At 61.9% G+C, this 18,034-nt stretch carries 14 protein-coding genes and 2 pseudogenes; 10 read left to right on the top strand and 6 right to left on the bottom strand.

All coding sequences use genetic code 11. The features are described 5' to 3' along the window. The first annotated feature begins 185 nt into the window (after positions 1–185). A complete protein-coding gene (locus ACZ445_RS03445) occupies positions 186–476 on the top strand; it encodes a nucleotidyltransferase family protein (RefSeq protein ID WP_076955290.1) in 291 nt (96 codons plus the stop codon). Between the two features lie 123 nt (positions 477–599). Further along, complete coding sequence (locus tag ACZ445_RS03450; RefSeq protein ID WP_445764757.1) at positions 600–815, top strand: HepT-like ribonuclease domain-containing protein; 216 nt, start codon at positions 600–602, stop codon at positions 813–815. 36 nt (positions 816–851) lie between these two features. Here the strand turns inward: ACZ445_RS03450 and ACZ445_RS03455 are convergent, their stop codons facing one another. After that, on the bottom strand, positions 852–2,270 hold the full coding sequence (locus ACZ445_RS03455; protein WP_058423151.1) for a short-chain fatty acid transporter: 1,419 nt from the start codon (positions 2,268–2,270) through the stop codon (positions 852–854). A 186-nt stretch (positions 2,271–2,456) separates the two neighbouring features. Between ACZ445_RS03455 and ACZ445_RS03460 the strand changes: the two genes are divergently transcribed. Then, entirely contained in the window at positions 2,457–3,752 is a 1,296-nt protein-coding gene (locus ACZ445_RS03460) for an MFS transporter (protein ID WP_179029136.1), read from the top strand. Here ACZ445_RS03460 and ACZ445_RS03465 read toward each other — a convergent pair. Then, positions 3,749–5,119 (bottom strand): GntT/GntP/DsdX family permease, encoded by a 1,371-nt coding sequence (locus tag ACZ445_RS03465; protein ID WP_058423147.1) that lies wholly within the window; start codon positions 5,117–5,119, stop codon positions 3,749–3,751. The genes ACZ445_RS03460 and ACZ445_RS03465 overlap by 4 nt on opposite strands. A gap of 242 nt (positions 5,120–5,361) precedes the next feature. On the opposite strand from ACZ445_RS03465, the gene ACZ445_RS03470 reads away from it, so the two are divergent. From ACZ445_RS03470 to ACZ445_RS03480, 3 genes are read left to right on the top strand one after another with little or no spacing between them, the layout of a single operon-like run. Next, the gene (locus ACZ445_RS03470) at positions 5,362–6,582 is read left to right on the top strand and encodes a TolC family protein (RefSeq protein WP_310863420.1); all 1,221 of its coding nucleotides are present in this window, start codon (positions 5,362–5,364) and stop codon (positions 6,580–6,582) included. A gap of 18 nt (positions 6,583–6,600) precedes the next feature. Then, positions 6,601–7,707 (top strand): efflux RND transporter periplasmic adaptor subunit, encoded by a 1,107-nt coding sequence (locus ACZ445_RS03475; RefSeq protein WP_310863421.1) that lies wholly within the window; start codon positions 6,601–6,603, stop codon positions 7,705–7,707. Positions 7,708–7,725: 18 nt separating this feature from the next. Continuing rightward, positions 7,726–10,863, top strand: a complete 3,138-nt coding sequence (locus tag ACZ445_RS03480; RefSeq protein ID WP_310863422.1) for a CusA/CzcA family heavy metal efflux RND transporter — start codon at positions 7,726–7,728, stop codon at positions 10,861–10,863. Here ACZ445_RS03480 and ACZ445_RS03485 read toward each other — a convergent pair. From ACZ445_RS03485 to ACZ445_RS03495, 3 genes are all read right to left on the bottom strand, one after another. Beyond that, the gene (locus ACZ445_RS03485) at positions 10,778–12,223 is read right to left on the bottom strand and encodes a heavy metal sensor histidine kinase (protein ID WP_179029131.1); all 1,446 of its coding nucleotides are present in this window, start codon (positions 12,221–12,223) and stop codon (positions 10,778–10,780) included. The genes ACZ445_RS03480 and ACZ445_RS03485 overlap by 86 nt on opposite strands. After that, positions 12,220–12,894: a heavy metal response regulator transcription factor gene (locus tag ACZ445_RS03490; protein WP_058423142.1), complete on the bottom strand. Its 675-nt coding sequence runs from the start codon at positions 12,892–12,894 to the stop codon at positions 12,220–12,222. The genes ACZ445_RS03485 and ACZ445_RS03490 overlap by 4 nt, the downstream gene beginning before the upstream one ends. A gap of 344 nt (positions 12,895–13,238) precedes the next feature. After that, complete coding sequence (locus tag ACZ445_RS03495; protein ID WP_058423141.1) at positions 13,239–14,558, bottom strand: OprD family porin; 1,320 nt, start codon at positions 14,556–14,558, stop codon at positions 13,239–13,241. Positions 14,559–14,783: 225 nt separating this feature from the next. On the opposite strand from ACZ445_RS03495, the gene ACZ445_RS03500 reads away from it, so the two are divergent. From ACZ445_RS03500 to ACZ445_RS03515, 4 genes and pseudogenes are all read left to right on the top strand, one after another. Continuing rightward, positions 14,784–15,116, top strand: a complete 333-nt coding sequence (locus tag ACZ445_RS03500; RefSeq protein WP_310863423.1) for a DUF2790 domain-containing protein — start codon at positions 14,784–14,786, stop codon at positions 15,114–15,116. A gap of 196 nt (positions 15,117–15,312) precedes the next feature. Beyond that, positions 15,313–15,999, top strand: a pseudogene (locus tag ACZ445_RS03505) (PAS domain-containing protein); the annotation flags it as partial. A 108-nt stretch (positions 16,000–16,107) separates the two neighbouring features. After that, a pseudogene (locus ACZ445_RS03510) lies at positions 16,108–16,539 on the top strand (methyl-accepting chemotaxis protein); the annotation flags it as partial. A gap of 53 nt (positions 16,540–16,592) precedes the next feature. Then, a complete protein-coding gene (locus ACZ445_RS03515; RefSeq protein WP_058423138.1) occupies positions 16,593–17,168 on the top strand; it encodes a flavin reductase family protein in 576 nt (191 codons plus the stop codon). Between the two features lie 6 nt (positions 17,169–17,174). Here ACZ445_RS03515 and ACZ445_RS03520 read toward each other — a convergent pair whose 3' ends face one another. Further along, complete coding sequence (locus ACZ445_RS03520; protein ID WP_310863425.1) at positions 17,175–17,984, bottom strand: AraC family transcriptional regulator; 810 nt, start codon at positions 17,982–17,984, stop codon at positions 17,175–17,177. Positions 17,985–18,034: the final 50 nt, after the last annotated feature.

The raw sequence follows: 18,034 nt of genomic DNA on the forward strand, positions 1-18,034 counted from the left end.
ATTTCGCAGGACGGTAGCAATGCAATGTGACGGAACGAAGACAGTGATTTGAATCAACGGATCACAGCAGGCACAGTGTCAATTCGCTGCTGGCGCGCAAGTACTCCCTCTGGGCCGTATGCGTGCGTCTACAGACGGTCAGCGCTGCTAGACTGGATCAGTAATGGATACCACTGAGGTGAACCGTGAAACCTTCAACCGCCCTTGACCTACAGCGAGCAGCCGTCAGAGAAGTGGTAGGCCGTTTTCGCATCTCAAATCCGAGAGTATTTGGGTCTGTATTACTAGGTACCGACCAAGAGGGCAGCGATCTGGATTTGCTGGTCGATGCCCCGCCGGGAACCACTCTTTTTGATCTTGGTGGGCTGCAGGTAGAACTCGAGGATCTGCTTGGCGTAAATGTGGACTTGCTGACGCCGGCCGATTTGCCTTTGACGTTTCGCGCAAAAGTCTTGGCTGAGGCGCGGCCGGTATGACAATGAACCGTCTTGAAGATTATCTGAGTCACATCCGCAGAGCGTCCACTGATGCGATCACCTTTGTTGATGGCTTGGGTAAAGAAGGTTTTGGAAGACCGGCGTACTCAGCAAGCGGTGATCATGAGCCTGATCATCATTGGTGAAGCCTCGACGAAAATCATGGACCAGCATCCGGATTTTGCGTCACGTCACCCGCAAGTCCCATGGCGTAGCATGCGCGGAATGCGCAACCGAATCGCCCACGGTTATTTCGATATCAACCTTGATGTGGTTTGGGACACGATCCAGAGCGCCCTGCCTGATCTATTGGAATGTCTTCCTGTTGCGCCTGAATGAAGCACCTGTTGCAGCAACAGGTGCTTCATCCATTGATTAGGGCATTACCGGCGGCAAATACTTCAACGTCGTCCCCAGCGCCCACAGCAGGAACAATACCAGCGGCGTATGTACCAGCAACTGCACGAACGAGAATCCGATCAAGTCCCGTGCCTTCAGCCCCAATACTCCCAGTAGCGGCAGCATATAGAACGGGTTGATCAGGTTCGGCAGCGCCTCGGCGGCGTTGTAGATCTGCACGGCCCAGCCCAGGTGGTATTGCAGGTCATTGGCCACTTGCATCACGTACGGCGCTTCGATTATCCACTTGCCACCGCCCGACGGGATGAAGAAGCCCAGCACCGCCGAGTACACACCCATCAACAACGCGTAGGTGTCGTGGGAGGCGATGGAGGTGAAGAAGGTGGAGATATGGTGCGCCAGGGTCTGGCCGTCGCCACCCTTGACCACGGTCATCAGCGCGGCGATCGAGCCGTACAGCGGGAACTGGATCAGCACGCCGGTGGTGGTCGGCACCGCACGCGCCACCGCATCGAGGAAGCTGCGCGGGCGCCAGTGCAGCAGGGCGCCGGTCATGATGAACAGGAAGTTATAGGTGTTCAGCCCTGAAATGGCACTGATCGCCGGTTTGGTCGAGAACTCATGGAACAGCCAACCGGCCGCCAGCAGCGCCAGCAGAATAGTCAGCAATGGACTATGTTCCAGCCACTCGCCCGGGCGGGTCGGGGCTTGCAGTTTTGGCAGGTTGAACGCCGGGTCGACCCCACAGGCCTTGGCATCACGGGCGCTGTTCGGGCCGGGCGCGGTGGCGTAGGCGATGATCAGTGATACCACGATCAACGCCAGCAACAGCACGCCGGATTGCCAGAGGAAGATGGTGTCGGTGAACGGGATCACCCCCGTGATCGACAGAATCGACGGCGGCAGGCTCGCCGGGTTGGCCTGCAACTGAGCCGCCGAGGACGACAACCCTAACGCCCACACGGCACCGAGCCCCAGATACGCCGCGGCACCGGCAGCACGGTAATCCATACGCAGATCCGTGCGCCGTGCCAGCGCCCGTACCAGCAAACCGCCAAACACCAGCGATAAGCCCCAGTTCAGCAACGAGGCGACCATCGAGATCAACGCCACCCAGGCCACCGCCGAGCGCCCGTTCTTCGGGATACGCGCCAGGCGGTCGATCAGTTTCACGGCGGGCGGCGAGCTGGCGACGACATAACCTCCGATCACCACGAAGGCCATCTGCATGGTGAACGGGATCAGGCTCCAGAACCCATCACCAAAGGCCTTGGCGGCCTCGGTCGGTGCGGCGCCCATACCCAGGGTCGCCACGGCAACGATGATCACCGCAAGGGCGGCGAATACCCAGGAGTCTGGAAACCAGCGCTCGGCGAAATTGGAACAACGCAGGGCAAATCGGGCATAGCGGCTTTCTTCGATAGCATCGGCCATGAGTCTTTCCTCTTATAGTTATTAGGGGGCAGGCGATTTTTCCGGCATGTTCCGCTACGGCCATTGATATGGGAATGCAGTTATCTTCATCGATCCATGAGGAAAACAAATATATCTGCCGCGATTGCCATCATTGGGCTCAGCTCATAACCTGCACGCCATTTTGTTTGTCTGCCGAGCCTCCACATGACTGCCACCTTTCCTACGCAGGCGCAGCGTTTTTCCCGCTCCGACTACAAAACCCTGGGCCTGGCCGCCCTCGGCGGTGCCCTGGAAATCTACGATTTCATCATCTTCGTGTTTTTCGCGCTGACCTTGAGCCAGCTGTTCTTCCCGCCGGAAATGCCTGAGTGGCTGCGCCTGCTGCAAAGCTTCGGCATCTTTGTCACCGGCTACCTGGCGCGCCCGCTGGGCGGCATCCTGATGGCGCACTTCGCCGATCACCTGGGACGCAAGCGCGTGTTCAGCCTGAGCATCCTGATGATGGCCTTGCCCTGCCTGCTGATCGGGGTCATGCCCACCTATGCGCAAATCGGTTACTTCGCCCCGCTGATCCTGCTGGCGTTGCGCGTGCTGCAAGGTGCGGCGGTCGGCGGTGAAGTGCCCAGCGCCTGGACCTTCGTCGCCGAACACGCGCCGCCCCATCATCGCGGCTACGCCCTGGGCTTCCTGCAAGCTGGCCTGACCTTCGGCTACCTGCTCGGCGCCCTCACCGCCACGCTGCTGGCGCAAGTCTTCACCCCCGCAGAAATCCTCGACTACGCCTGGCGCTTCCCGTTCCTGCTCGGCGGTGTGTTCGGCGTGATCGGCGTGTGGCTGCGCCGCTGGCTCAGCGAAACCCCGGTGTTCCTCGAAATGCAGGCCCGCCGCCAGGCCGCCGCCGAACTCCCGCTGCGTAGCGTGCTGCGTGACCATCGCGCGGTGTTGCTGCCGGCGATGATCCTCACCTGCGTGCTTACCTCTGCCGTCGTCGTGCTGGTGGTCATCACCCCGACCATGATGCAGAAAACCTTCGGCATGAGCCCCAGCCACACCTTCGCCTTGAGCGCCTTGGGCATCGTGTTCCTCAACATCGGTTGCGTACTGGCCGGCCTGCTGGTGGACCGCATCGGCGCCTGGCGCGCGGTGCTGGTCTACAGCCTGTTGCTGCCGCTGGGAATCGCGGTGCTGTACGCCAGCCTGATCAACGGCGGAATCTGGCTGGGCGCGGCGTATGCCGTGGCGGGCCTCAGTTGCGGCGTGGTCGGCGCGGTGCCGTCGGTGATGGTGGGCCTGTTTCCGGCGCAGGTGCGGGTGTCGGGGATTTCCTTCACCTACAACATTGCCTACGCGCTGTGGGCGAGTACCACGCCGCTGCTGCTGATTGCACTGATGCCGACCAGCCCGTGGATCTGCGTGGGGTATTGCGTGGTAATGGGGGCGGTGGGGGTGGGGAGTGTGGCGTTGTTTGGAAAGCGCCACACGTTGGCTGCGTCGGATTAAGTCAAGAAGTGCCAAAGCACCAGCGTCCCCACCAGACCGACGACTGAGACAATCGTCTGCAACACCGACCACACCCAGATCGTCTGCTTCAGCTGCAAGCCGAAGTACTCACGCACCATCCAGAACCCGGCGTCGTTGACGTGGCAGAAGAACACCGAGCCGGCGCCGATAGCCAGCGCGACCAACGAGCTTTGCGTCACCGCCAACCCGGCCATCATCGGCGCGAGAATGCCCGCCGTCGTGGTGGTGGCGACTGTCGCCGAACCCGTTGCCTGGCGCAGCGCAACCGCGATCAACCACGCCAGCAGCAGGTAGGGCATGTGTGCGCCTTCGGCGACCTTGCTGATGGTCTGGCTCACGCCGGCATCCAGCAGGGTTTGCTTGAGGCCGCCGCCAGCGCCGATGGTCAGCAGCAATACGGCGATGGGGGCGAGCGCTTTGCGCAGGGTGTTGCCCACGTCGGCACGCGGCATGCCGGCGGCCCAGCCCAGGCAGATCACGGCGGCGATCACGGCCAGGCCGAGGGCGATCAGCGGTTCGCCGAGGAACTTCAACGTCAGGCCGAGGGTGCTTTCCGCCGGCAGCGCGACCTTGGCCAAGGTGCTGCCGAGCATCAGGATCACCGGCAACAGAATGATCAGCAACGACACGCCGAAGCTCGGCTGGCGCGGCGCCTTGGGCGGTGCGCTGAACAGGGCGCCGATGTCCGCCGGTGCATCCACCTGCAGGCGCTTGGACAGCCAATTGCCGTAGATCGGGCCGGCCAGGATCACCGCCGGCACCGCCAGGCAGAAACCCAGCAACATGGTCAGGCCGAGGTCGGCGTGCAAGGCGCCTACCGCAATCAGCGGCCCCGGATGCGGTGGCATCAGGGCGTGCAGGGTGGTCATGCCGGCCAGTGCCGGGATGGCGATTTTCAGCAGCGGCTGGTTTGAACGCTTGGCCATCACAAAGATGATCGGCACCATCATCACCAGGCCCACTTCGAAGAACAACGGCAGGCCGATCACCATCGCCACCAGCGCCATCACCCACGGCAATGACTTGCCCTTGCCCAGCCCGAGCAGGGTGGTGGCAATGCGGTCGGCCGCGCCGGATTCGGCCATCAATGCGCCGAGCATCGAGCCCAGGGCAATGATGATCCCGGCCTCACCGAGGATCGCCCCGGCGCCTTTGCTGAAGGCCTTGGCCACTTCTTCCGGCGGCAGGCCGGCGCCGACACCGGCGATAAAGGTGCCGATCAGGATCGACAGGAACGGCGGCAACTTGGTTGCGCTGATCAGCACGATGATGCTGGCGATGGCCAGCAGTACACAAAACATAAGGCGAGTGTCGTGAACCATCCACGCGGCAGTCGATAACTCCAAGGCGGGACTCCTTATCGAACAGGTTGGGGAAATTGTTTCTTTTTGTTTCCTGCTCGAAAAGCATACCTGATACCGCGATGGCCAAGTGCTTATGTGCCGTTTTGGTGCGATCAGCGGCAGGCCGCCGAAATGCCCGCCGCAGAGCCATTACTGTCGGATTTGTAATCTTTGCTCCACCGCCCTGATAAGTCGCGCTCGCTACATTGCCTGCGCTTGCACTTCATGGGCGTGGAACTCTCGATATGGCAATTTTCGTTAGAAAACTTCTGGGGGCGGGTGTGGTGTGGCTGGTTGCCGGCGCGGCCCAGGCACAGACCCTCACCCTCGATTCAGCCCTGCAAACCGCCTTCGCCAACAACCCTGACCTGGCGGCTGCACAATGGGACATCGACATCGCCCAGGGCGACCGCCAGCAGGCCGGGTTGCTCCCCAACCCGGTGCTCTCCCTGGATGCCGAAGACACCCGTCGCAACTCTCGCACCACCTCCATCAAGCTCAGCCAGACCTTGGAGTTGGGCGGCAAGCGTGGTGCGCGCATTGACGTGGCCAGCCGTGCCCAGGACGCCGCCTCGCTGACCTTGGAGCAGCGCCGCAACGCCTTGCGCGCCGACGTCATCGACAACTACTACGGCGCCCTGCGTGCCCAGGAACGCCTCGACCTGGCGCAGCGTTCCATGGCTGTGGCCGAGCGCGGCCTGGGCGTGGCCAGCGGTCGCGTCACGGCGGGCAAAGCGTCGCCGGTGGAGGCAACCCGTGCGCAGGTGCAGCTATCGGAAATGCGCCTGGAATTGAACCGCGCTCAGGTCGGCCTCACCGACGCCTATCGCCGCCTGGCCGCCAGCACCGGCAGTGCCGGCGCAGATTCCCAGGCCGTCGCTACACCGTCCCAATCCACACCGCCCCTGCCGCCGCTTGCGCAGTTGTTGACGCGCCTTGAGCAGACCACGGAACTGCGCCTGGCCGAGCTGAACATCCTGCAAACCGAAGCCAGCGTCGGCCTGGAAAAAGCTCAGCGCATTCCCGACCTCGATGTGTCCATCGGCAGCCAGTACGACGCCAGCGTGCGCGAGCGTGTGAACCTGGTGGGCGTATCGATGCCGATCCCGCTGTTCAACCGCAACCAAGGCAACGTGCTCGCCGCCACCCGCCGCGCTGACCAGGCCCGCGACCTGCGCAACGCCACCGAACTGCGCCTGCGCACCGAAACCCGCCAGGCGCTGGACCTCTGGCAAACCGCCAACACCGAGGTACGCGCGTTCAACCAGCAGATCCTGCCCGCCGCGCAAAGTGCCGTGGACAGTGCCACCCGCGGCTTCGAAATGGGCAAGTTCAGCTTCCTCGACGTGCTCGATGCGCAGCGCACTCTGATCGCTGCGCGCACCCAGTACCTCACCGCCACCGCCCAGGCCACTGACGCCTGGGTGCGTATCGAACGGATCTACGGCGACCTCGCCCGGTTTTGATTGTCTTTGGAGTCTTTTATGAACAACCGACACGGTGTGGCACTTGCCGTTGCCCTGGGCCTGATGCTGTCCGGCGTTACCAGGGCCGACGAGGAAGAAGGCGCACTTGAACTCACCGAGCAGCAGATCCAGGCCGCCGGTATTCAACTGGCGCAAGCCCAACCCCGCACGATCAGCACGCTGCTGACATTGCCGGGCGAAGTGCGTTTCGACGAAGACCGCACCTCCCACATCATCCCGCGTGTGGCGGGTGTGGTGGAGGCGGTCAAGGCCAACCTCGGCCAGTCGGTGAAGAAGGGCGAGTTGTTGGCGGTGATTGCCAGCCAGCAGATCTCCGACCAGCGCAGTGAGCTGGCCGCCAGCGAGCGCCGGGTTGAGTTGGCGCGCACCACCTTCCAGCGTGAACGCCAGTTGTGGCAGGACAAGATCTCCGCCGAACAGGATTACCTGCTGGCGCGCCAGGCTTTGCAGGAAGCCGAGATTGCCCTCAACAACGCTCGCCAAAAGATGACCGCGTTGAGCGGCAGCGCGGTGCTGGTCGGTGGTAATCGCTACGAACTGCGCGCCCCGTTCGCCGGCGTGGTGGTGGAAAAACACCTGGGCGTTGGTGAAGTCGTGAGCGAGACCAGCAACGCTTTCACCCTCTCCGATTTGTCCCAAGTGTGGGTGACCTTCGGTGTGTTTCCCAAGGACTTGAACAAGGTCCGGGTCGGCAAACCGGTCACCGTCAGCTCCAGCGAAATGGGCACCCAAGTGCAGGGCACTGTGGCGTATGTCGGCAACCTGCTCGGTGAACAGACGCGCACGGCCACCGTGCGCATCAGTGTGCCCAACCCCGACGACGCCTGGCGCCCTGGGCTGTTTGTCAGCGTGCAATTGGCGACGGATGCCTACCAGGCCAAGGTCACCGTCCCGCAGGCCGCGATCCAGACCGTCGAGGACAAACCCTCGGTGTTCGTCCGCACTGCAGAGGGTTTTGTCACCCGCCACCTGGAACTCGGCGCCAGCGAAAACGGCTACGTCGAAGTGCGCCAGGGCCTCGACGCCGGGGCGCAGGTGGCCGCGGTCGGCAGCTTCATCCTCAAGTCCGAACTGGGCAAAGGCTCGGCCGAGCACGCCCATTGATCCTGCGAGTGATTCCCCATGTTTGAGCGCCTTATCCAATTTGCCATCGAGCAGCGCATCATCGTGTTGCTGGCGGTGCTGTTGATGGCCGGTGTCGGCATCGCCAGCTACCAGAAGTTGCCCATCGACGCGGTGCCCGACATCACCAACGTGCAGGTGCAGATCAACTCCGCGGCGGCCGGGTATTCGCCGCTGGAAACCGAACAGCGCATTACTTTTCCCATCGAAACCGCCATGGCCGGTTTGCCTGGCTTGCAGCAGACCCGCTCATTGTCGCGTTCCGGTTTGTCCCAGGTGACGGTGATCTTCAAGGACGGCACCGACCTGTTCTTCGCCCGCCAACTGGTCAACGAGCGCCTGCAAGTGGCTCGCGAACAATTACCTTCCGGCATCGAAACTGTCATGGGGCCTATCTCCACCGGGCTCGGGGAAATTTTCCTGTGGACCGTCGAGGCCGAGGACGGCGCACGCAAAGACGATGGCACGCCGTACACGCCGACCGACCTGCGGGTCATCCAGGACTGGATCATCAAGCCACAACTGCGCAACGTGCAGGGCGTGGCCGAGATCAACACCATTGGTGGCTTCGCCAAGGAGTACCAGATTGCCCCCGACCCCAAGCGCCTGGCCGCCTACAACCTGACCCTCAATGACCTGGTCACGGCGCTGGAGCGCAACAACGCCAACGTCGGCGCCGGTTATATCGAGCGCAGCGGCGAGCAACTGCTGATCCGTGCGCCGGGCCAGTTGGCGTCCATCGATGACATTGCCAATATCGTCATCACCAGCTCGGACGGCACGCCGATTCGCGTGCGCAATGTGGCCCAGGTCGAGATCGGCCGCGAACTGCGCACCGGCGCCGCCACGGAAAACGGCCGTGAAGTCGTACTGGGCACGGTGTTCATGTTGATCGGCGAAAACAGCCGCAGCGTGTCCCAGTCCGTGGCGAAAAAGCTCGAAGAGATCAACCGCTCGCTGCCCGAAGGCGTGGTGGTGGTCACGGTCTATGACCGCACCCACCTGGTCGAAAAAGCCATCGCCACCGTGAAGAAAAACCTCTTCGAAGGGGCGTTGCTGGTGGTGGCGGTGCTGTTCCTGTTCCTCGGTAACATCCGCGCCGCGCTGATCACTGCGATGGTGATTCCCCTGGCGATGCTGTTCACCTTTACCGGGATGTTCACCAACAAGGTCAGCGCCAACTTGATGAGCCTCGGCGCGCTGGACTTTGGCATTATCGTCGACGGCGCGGTGGTGATCGTCGAGAACGCTATCCGTCGCCTGGCGCACGCGCAACAGCGGCATGGCCGCCTGCTGACCCGCAGCGAACGCCTGCATGAAGTCTTCGCCGCAGCCAAGGAAGCGCGGCGGGCGCTGATCTTCGGGCAACTGATCATCATGGTGGTGTACCTGCCGATCTTCGCCCTCACCGGGGTGGCCGGGAAGATGTTCCACCCGATGGCGTTTACCGTGGTGATTGCCCTGCTGGGCGCGATGATCCTATCGGTGACCTTCGTGCCGGCGGCGATTGCGTTGTTCGTCACCGGCAAGGTCAAGGAAGAAGAAAATATCGTCATGCGCAGTGCACGCCGAGTCTATGCACCGCTGCTGGACTGGGTGATGGCGCGCCGACCGCTGGTGTTCGGCTTGGCCGTGCTGATTATCGTCGCCTCCGGCGTTGTCGCCAGCCGCATGGGCAGCGAATTTATTCCCAGCCTCAGCGAAGGTGATTTTGCCCAGCAGGCCTTGCGTGTGCCCGGCACCAGCCTGACGCAATCGGTGCAGATGCAGCAGCAGCTGGAAAAAACCTTGATGGCCCAGGTGCCGGAAATCCAGCGGGTATTTGCGCGCACCGGCACTGCGGAAATTGCTTCGGATCCGATGCCACCGAACATTTCTGACAGCTACGTGATGCTTAAACCCAAGGACCAATGGCCGGATCCCAAGAAGTCTCGGGAAACCCTGATCGCCGATATCCAACGTGCCAGTGCGATTGTGCCGGGCAGTGCGTACGAGTTGTCGCAACCGATCCAACTGCGCTTCAACGAATTGATTTCCGGCGTGCGCAGTGATGTGGCGGTGAAGGTGTTCGGCGATGACATGGACGTACTCAACGCCACCGCCGGAGAAATCGCCGAGGCCCTGAAGAAACTTGATGGTGCTTCGGAAGTGAAGGTTGAGCAGACCTCCGGCTTGCCGGTGCTGACCATCAATATCGACCGCGACAAGGCTGCGCGCTTTGGCCTGAATGTGGGCGATGTGCAGGACACCATTGCCGTCGCCGTGGGTGGGCGCCAGGCCGGTACGTTGTACGAAGGCGACCGGCGTTTCGACATGGTCGTGCGTTTGTCCGACGCGCTGCGTACCGATATCGACGGGTTGTCACGCCTGTTGATTCCGGTGCCGGGTAATGCGTCTGGCCAGTTGGGGTTTATCGCGTTGTCCCAGGTCGCCAGCCTGGACCTAGTGCTCGGCCCGAACCAGATCAGTCGCGAGAATGGCAAGCGCGTGGTCATCGTCAGTGCCAATGTGCGGGGGCGGGATATCGGCTCGTTTGTCGAGGAGGCCGAGGCCGCGCTGATCGCCCAGGTGAAAGTGCCGGCGGGCTACTGGACCACCTGGGGCGGCCAGTTCGAACAGCTGAAGGAAGCCTCCGAGCGCCTGCGCATCGTGGTGCCGGTGGCGTTGCTGCTGGTGTTCGGCCTGCTGTTCATGATGTTCAACAACCTCAAGGACGGCCTGCTGGTGTTCACCGGGATTCCGTTCGCCTTGACCGGTGGGATCATGGCGCTGTGGCTACGGGATATTCCGCTGTCGATCTCGGCGGGGGTAGGCTTTATCGCCTTGTCCGGCGTGGCGGTGCTCAACGGCCTGGTGATGATCGCCTTTATCCGCAACCTGCGTGAGGAAGGGCGCTCGTTATCGATGGCGATTCACGAAGGCGCGCTGACCCGACTGCGCCCGGTGTTGATGACAGCATTGGTGGCGTCCCTCGGGTTTATCCCCATGGCGCTCGCCACCGGCACCGGCGCCGAAGTGCAGCGGCCGCTGGCGACGGTGGTGATCGGCGGGATCATTTCCTCAACATTGCTGACCCTGCTGGTGTTGCCGGCGCTGTATCAATGGGCGCATCGCAAGGAAGAGGAAACACCAGGCTGAACCGTGTGAAACGACCCGGCTGGCTGCTGACCTCGGCGTGCCCCTGATGCAGGTGCATGATCGACTGCACAATCGCCAGGCCGAGGCCGGTGCCGCCTTCGGCACGGGTACGGCTGCTGTCGGCGCGGTAGAAACGTTCGAACAGGTGGGGCAAGTGATGGGCTTCGATTCCACGCCCCGGGTTGCCGACCGACAGCGACACGTTCTGGTCGTAGCTCTCTACCAGCAATAACACGCTGGAGTCGCAGGGGGTGTGGCGGATGGCATTGGACAGCAGGTTGGAAATGGCACGCTGGATCATCAAGCGGTCCCCGGTCACCCAGGCATCACCGCGCAGGCTCAGGGTCACGTGCTTGTCTTCGGCGCTGAGGGCGAACAGTGCCATCACCCGTTGCGCTTCCTCGGCCAGCGACACCGGGGCAAACCCGGCCCGTGCCGCCGGGTGGCTGACCTGGGCCAGGAACAACATGTCGGAGACGATGCGCGACAGGCGCTCCATTTCCTCGGTACAGGATTCCAGGCCGGCCTTGTACTCCGCCGAGGGCCGCTCGCGGGACAGGGTCACCTGGGCCTTGCCCATCAGGTTGGTCAGCGGTGCGCGCAGTTCGTGGGCCAGGTCGTCGGAGAACTGCGACAGCTGCTGCACCCCGGCGTCCAGGCGATGCAGCATGAAATTGATGCCCTGGGCCAACTCGCCGAGTTCCTTGGGCAGGTTGTCCAGGGCCAGGCGATGGGTCAGGTCCTGGGTGCTGACCTTGGCCGCCACCCGGCTGAACTGCTGCAAGGGTGCAAGCCCGCGTTGCACCAGCCACCAGGCGCCCATGCCGATCAGGATCAGCAGCATCGGCAGGGCGATCACCGTGGAGCGCAGGTAGGCACTGAGCAACGCTTCATCATCGGAACGGTCCAGCGACAGCAGCACGCGTACGTACTCACCCCCTTGCAACGGCATCAGGCGCGTAGCGCTGAGAATACGGTTGCCCTGGCCGTCGACCCAGTTCAAATAGGCCAGGTTCTTGCCGGTGGGCACGTCGAGCAGCAACGGTTGCTGGGGCTTGGCGCCGACGCTGAGGAGTACCGGTGCATCGGGCCGTGCGCCGATGATGGTCAGGTAGATGTTGTCGTGGCCCATCACCAGGTCCAGCAGTGAATGGGGGCGGTTGGTGATGCGGTGTTCATCGAGGCCCTGGCCGAGGGTATGGGCCAGTTGCTCCATTTTGTTTTCCAGGCCCTTGCGTGCGAGCTTGTCCAACTCGTGGGTCAGGGCCAGGTACGCCAGGGTCGCCAGCAGCACAACCAACCCGGCGCCCATCAGGCTGACGGTCAACCCCAGGCGCATTGACAGGCTGCTGGTCTTCATGGCCGCGCCTCCAGCACATAACCCACGCCGCGAATGGTGTGGATCAACTTCACCTCGCTCTGATCATCGACCTTGGCCCGCAGGCGGCTGATGGAGACCTCCACCACATTGGTGTCGCAGTCGAAGTTCATGTCCCACACCAGCGAGATGATTTGCGTGCGGGTCATCACCTCGCCGGCCTGGCGCATCAGCACGTGCAACAGGGCGAACTCCTTGGTGGTCAGGTCGATCCGGCGGTTGCCGCGGTAGGCGCGATGCCGGCGCGGGTCCAGTTCCAGGTCCGAGACGCGCAGCACGTCCGGCACCGGGATGTGCTCGCTGCGCCGTAGCAACGTACGCACGCGAGCGAGCAGTTCGGGAAACTCGAAGGGTTTGACCAGGTAATCATCGGCGCCCATGTCCAGGCCCTTGATCTTGTCGGCCAGCCGGCCGCGTGCGGTCAGCATCATCACGCGTTGGTTGCCGTCGCGGCGCAGTTGCTCCAGCACTTCCCAACCGTCGGTGTTGGGCAGGTTCACATCAAGGATCACCAATTCGTAGCTGTGCTGCCGGGCCAGGTGCAGGCCATCGATGCCGCTGGCGGCGCAATCGACGACATAACCGCTTTCGGTCAGGCCTTGCTGCAGGTAATCGGCGGTTTTTTGCTCGTCCTCAACCACAAGGATACGCATGGGGAGTTACCTTCATAGAAAACGAAAAGGGGCATGGCCTCATGGCGAGGCGGGGGAGGCTGTAGGAAAACTCTGAACCGTGAAGTAGCTTTAGGGTCAAGCCATGTCAGGCAGGTGCGACGATTCGTCACTGCGCCTGCACACAAAAAAAACGCCCCGAGCGGGGCGCAAAAATTCATCTCTGTTCCAAAGGAGCTACACAAAAGCTGCAGAGATGAGATGTGTTCGGTGTGCAGTGTAGAAAGTGCAACTTAACAAGAAGGTGAGACGCATATTACAGTTCTGACAGACTTCAACCTGTGAAGAGATGTAGTGCATCGGCAAGTGAATGTAATTGGCCTCCCTTAAAGCACTGCCATTGGATACTCGATAATCAGCCGAACTTCTTCCAAGTCTGACTCGAATGCACTTGAACGCACGGTCGCCTGGCGCAGACGCAGTGATAAGTCCTTCAAGTTTCCACTTTGCACCACATATTTGGCCTCGATATCCCGCTCCCAGCGACGTTGGTCGGTCAGTGGGTTGCCGGCTGCATCGCGACGCATGTACACCGAGTTGGCATTGCTGTAATCGGCGCCGGTGCCTTTGCCATAACGGGTCATGAACGACAGGCCGGGAATGCCGAACGCCTGCATGTCCAGGTCGTAGCGCACCATCCACGAGCGCTCCTTGGGCGAGTTGAAGTCGCTGTACTGGATCGAGTTGTTGAGGAAGATCGAGTCTGACTGACGCAGGTAATCGAAGTCGTCATCGCCGTTGTTGCGCTGGTGGGACAGGGCCAGGCTGTGGGCGCCGACCTTTACCCCGAGCCGGGCGCTCCAGATGTTGTTATCGAATTCACCGAGTTTTTTCCGGCCTTCGTCCACCGCCTTGTAATAGTTGACGTCGCCGAACAGCGAAACGTCTTCAGCCAGCGGATAGCTGGCAGCGCTGCCGACGTAGTATTGGTCCCAGGCGTCTTTCAAGCGGCTGCTGTAGAGGCTGACGCTGAGGTGTTGGTTGACGGTGTAATCACCGCCGAAATAGCCGATCCAGGGTGAGTCGACGGGCCCGGCGTAGAAGGTCGCGAAGCCTTTGTCCATACCGCTTTCGCTTGGCTGGCTCATGCCGCTCAAGCGCCCGCCTTGCAGGGTCAGGCCCTCGAGGCTGGTGTTTTGTGCGGTCACGCCGCGAAAGCTTTCCGGCAACACGCGTGAATCGCCGTAGGCCACGACCGGCGTCAGCGGGAATACGTCGCCGGCCTTGATCACGGTATCCAGCACGCGCAGTTTCGCGGCACCGCCGACTTTACTGTAGGTGTGCTCGGGGTGGTTTTCGCTGTCCACCGGCAGCACGCCGAACGAGCCTTTGCCGCCGCTGCGGCCGGTGCCCGAGTCCAGCTTTATGCCGACCATGGCGAACGCATCCACGCCAAAGCCCACGGTGCCCTGGGTAAAGCCTGATTCGAAGCGGCCGATCAAGCCCTGCGCCCAGGCCTCTGAATAGCCATTGTCGGTGGGGCTGGACTGGCCTTTGCGATCATCGCGGTTGAAGTAAAAATTACGCGCCAGCACATTGAAGCGGCTGCCTTCGATAAAGCCCTCGGGCGGGTCCTCTACGGCCACGGCGGCCAGCGGGAATGCAGCACACAGTGAAAGGGGAAGGCTGTAATGACGGATACGCATGATTCGCTCCTGGTACTTGGCAGTTTCAGCTTCTTATGAGAGTGGGTGTTCTTATTGATTTGGCCCAGGCTGATAGTTGCAAACCGCAGATAACGAAGAAGTGGCGCGAAGATTACAATTCTGGAAGCTCACACTTATCTAACAAATAAGTAATGTTCTGGTGAAGATGGCGTCAGGGTCAGTTGATTAGTCTGGGCACTGAATTTTTCAGTCGAGGAACTAATCATGAAGTTTTATAAAGTCGCACTGGGTGTATTAACTGCAATAGTGTCGTTCGGTGTGTTGGCTGAAGGTGGGGGGGACCGTACGTTCGCGCTGATGATGGAGCGCAATGAAAAAGCCATGGCCGACTACGCCGCCAAAAAGGGCAAGCCGGCGCCCGAGGTGCAGGCGTATCGCTATGGCATGAAGCTGGACATTGCCAAGGTGGTCAACGTGACTCCGCCGATCCGCTCGTGCAACCCGGTGCCGTCGCGCATGACCTATGAAGACTCCAGCGGCAAGCTCAATACCCTTGAGTATCAAGTGATGGGCGTGTGCCGAAATAACGGTGGCTGATGGATCCAAAAAAATAGTTTGGCCAGGGCCTGAAGCCCGCTTAAGAAAATGCCGGCAGCGCCGATGCAGGTCAGATTCGTGTCTGTGATTTGATCCTTGGTGCCCCATGTTCAACACCCGTTTGAAGCAGGAGCTGTCGGCTCTTCGCGAAGAGTTGTCCAGCTTGAATCAGGTCAAGGAGAGCCTGGAAAGTGAAATGCTGTGCCTGACGCTGGACGCCGAAGGCCGGGTGGAATGGGCCAACGCCAACTTCCTGCAGGAGCTGGCCTACCAGAGTGGCCAACTGCTGGGGCGTGCTATCGAAGACCTGGAGCCGGCCCACGTGCGCAGGGATGAGTTCCAGCAACGCTTCAAGAACGCCCTGGTGCGCGGCGAGCATTTCGCCGGCACCGTGCGCCTGATGCGGGGCAATGGCCAGGAAGCCTGGCTGCGCTCGATTCTGCAGCCGGTGCGCAGCTCCGATGGGCGCATCAAGCATTTTTCGATCTATTCCAGCGACCTCACCCGCACCATCGAAGCCTCCCGCGAGCATGAAAACCTCATGAACGCGCTGGTGCGCTCTACCGCCGTGATCGAGTTCGACCTCGGTGGCCACGTGCTGACGGCCAATGATCGTTTCCTTGGAGGCATGGGTTACAGCCTGGCGCAGATCCAGGGCAAACATCACCGGATATTCTGCGAGCCGGAGGAATACAACAGCACCGAATACCAGGACTTCTGGAAACGTTTGAACGCCGGTGAGTTCGTCGCGGCCCGCTTCAAACGGGTCGACAGCCATGGCCGCGCGGTGTGGCTGGAAGCGACCTACAACCCGGTGCTGGACGCCAATGACCGGTTGTACAAAGTGGTCAAGTTCGCCACGGTGATCACTGATCAGGTCAACCAGGAGCAGGCGGTCGCCGAAGCGGCGAACATTGCCTACAGCACCTCGCTGCAAACCGACAACAGCGCCCAGCGCGGCACCACCGTGGTGACCCAGGCGGTGGATGTGATGCGCGACCTGGCCAAGCACATGCAGCAAGCCGGTGACGGCATCGAGGCGCTGAACGCCCAGTCCCAGGTGATCGGCACCATCGTCAAGACCATCAGCGGCATTGCCGAACAGACCAACCTGCTGGCGCTCAACGCCGCCATCGAAGCGGCGCGTGCCGGTGAACAGGGACGAGGTTTTGCGGTGGTCGCCGATGAAGTGCGGCAGTTGGCCTCGCGCACCAGCAAGGCCACGGAGGAGATTGTCGGCGTGGTGCGTCAGAACCAGGACATGGCCCGCGATGCGGTTGCCCTGATGACCGACGGTCGCCTGCAGGCCGAACAAGGCCTGGCGCTGGCGGCCGAAGCGGGCACGGTGATCGTGGAAATCCAAGACGGTGCGCAGAAGGTGGTCAGCGCGGTGGGGCAGTTCGCCAACCAACTATCGAGTTAAGCGTAGGGCTTCAGGTATCGTAGGGGCTTTCTGGTATGAAGAGTCGACTGTCCATGAGCCCTACCCACCGTCGCCCCGTCCCGCTGTCCAAGGCCTACCGCTTGCTCAACCACGGCCCTACGGTGCTGGTGAGCGCTGCCCACAACGGCCAGCGCAATATCATGGCAGCGGCCTGGGCCATGCCGCTGGATTTCGAACCGCCGAAAGTGGCTGTGGTGCTGGACAAGGCCACCTGGACCCGCCAACTGCTGGAAGGCGCCGGCACGTTTGTGTTGCAGGTGCCTTGCGTGGCGCAGGCCGATCTGGTGCAAACCGTCGGTAACGTCAGCGGTGCCGACACCGACAAGTTTGCCGCTTACGGCCTGCAAACATTCAATGGCGAATACACTCAGGCGCCGCTGCTGGAAGGTTGCGTGGCCTGGCTGGAGTGCCGCCTGCTGCCCGAGCCGCATAATCAGCAGACCTACGACCTGTTCCTCGGCGAAGTGATCGCGGCCTATGCCGACGAGCGCGTGTTCAGCGAAGGGCACTGGCATTTCGAGGGGCATGATGAATTGCGTACTTTGCACCATGTGGCGGGCGGGCATTTTCTCAGCATCGGCCAGCCGATTGATGGGCACACGCTCTAAGCCTTGTCAGCGCCCGAGCATCTTCACCCAGCGCGACGGCGGCATACCGTAGGTGCTGCGAAATTGCCGGGTCATGTGGCTCTGGTCGGTGAAGCCGGCCGTCATCGCCGCGTCCACCAGCGATTGGCCCTGGGCCAGCAGGCTGCGCACCAGGTCCAGGCGGCGCATGGTCAGGTAGCGATAGGGGCTGGTGCCGAACAGCAGGCGAAAATCCCGTGACAAGGCCCAGCGGTCGCGGCCGGCGTGGTCGGCCATTTCATCCAGGGTGATGCTGCGGCCCAGGGCACTGTGGATAAATTCGCGGGCGCGCTCGGCGGCCACGTAGTCGAAAGTCTTACGGCTGATGATCCCGCCCGAGACGTTGTTCAGCGCATGGGCCAGGTCGAACAGGGCGTCCTGTTCCTGCAATGGGTCGATGGGGTTGTCCAGGTTCTGCAGCAACACCTCACTGGCGCGGAACAGCCTGGGATCGGTGGACAGGCCGCCCTGGATAAACGGCAACGGCTTGCCGCCGAGGATCTGCTGGATCAGCGAGGGCTCGACGTAGATCATCCGGTATTTGAAGCCCTCTTCGCTGCCGGCGTGGCCGTCGTGGGTTTCATCGGGGTGAAGCACCATGGTGGTGCCGGGCACGCTGTGGATCATGTCGCCGCGATAGTGAAAGCTCTGTACGCCCGTCAACGTGCGCCCGATGGCATAAGTGTCGTGGCGATGCGGGTCGAAGGCGAAGCCGGCAAAGTACGCCTCGATACGGTCCAGGCCACTGGCGTGGGGCGCGCGGTGCAGCCAGTCGAGGGTGGCGGTGGGTTTGCCCATGGTGAAGGGTCACAAAAAAGAGAGGGAAATACGTTAACCCAGTCTGCATC

The sequence above is a fragment of the Pseudomonas allii genome (genome assembly GCF_055380095.1).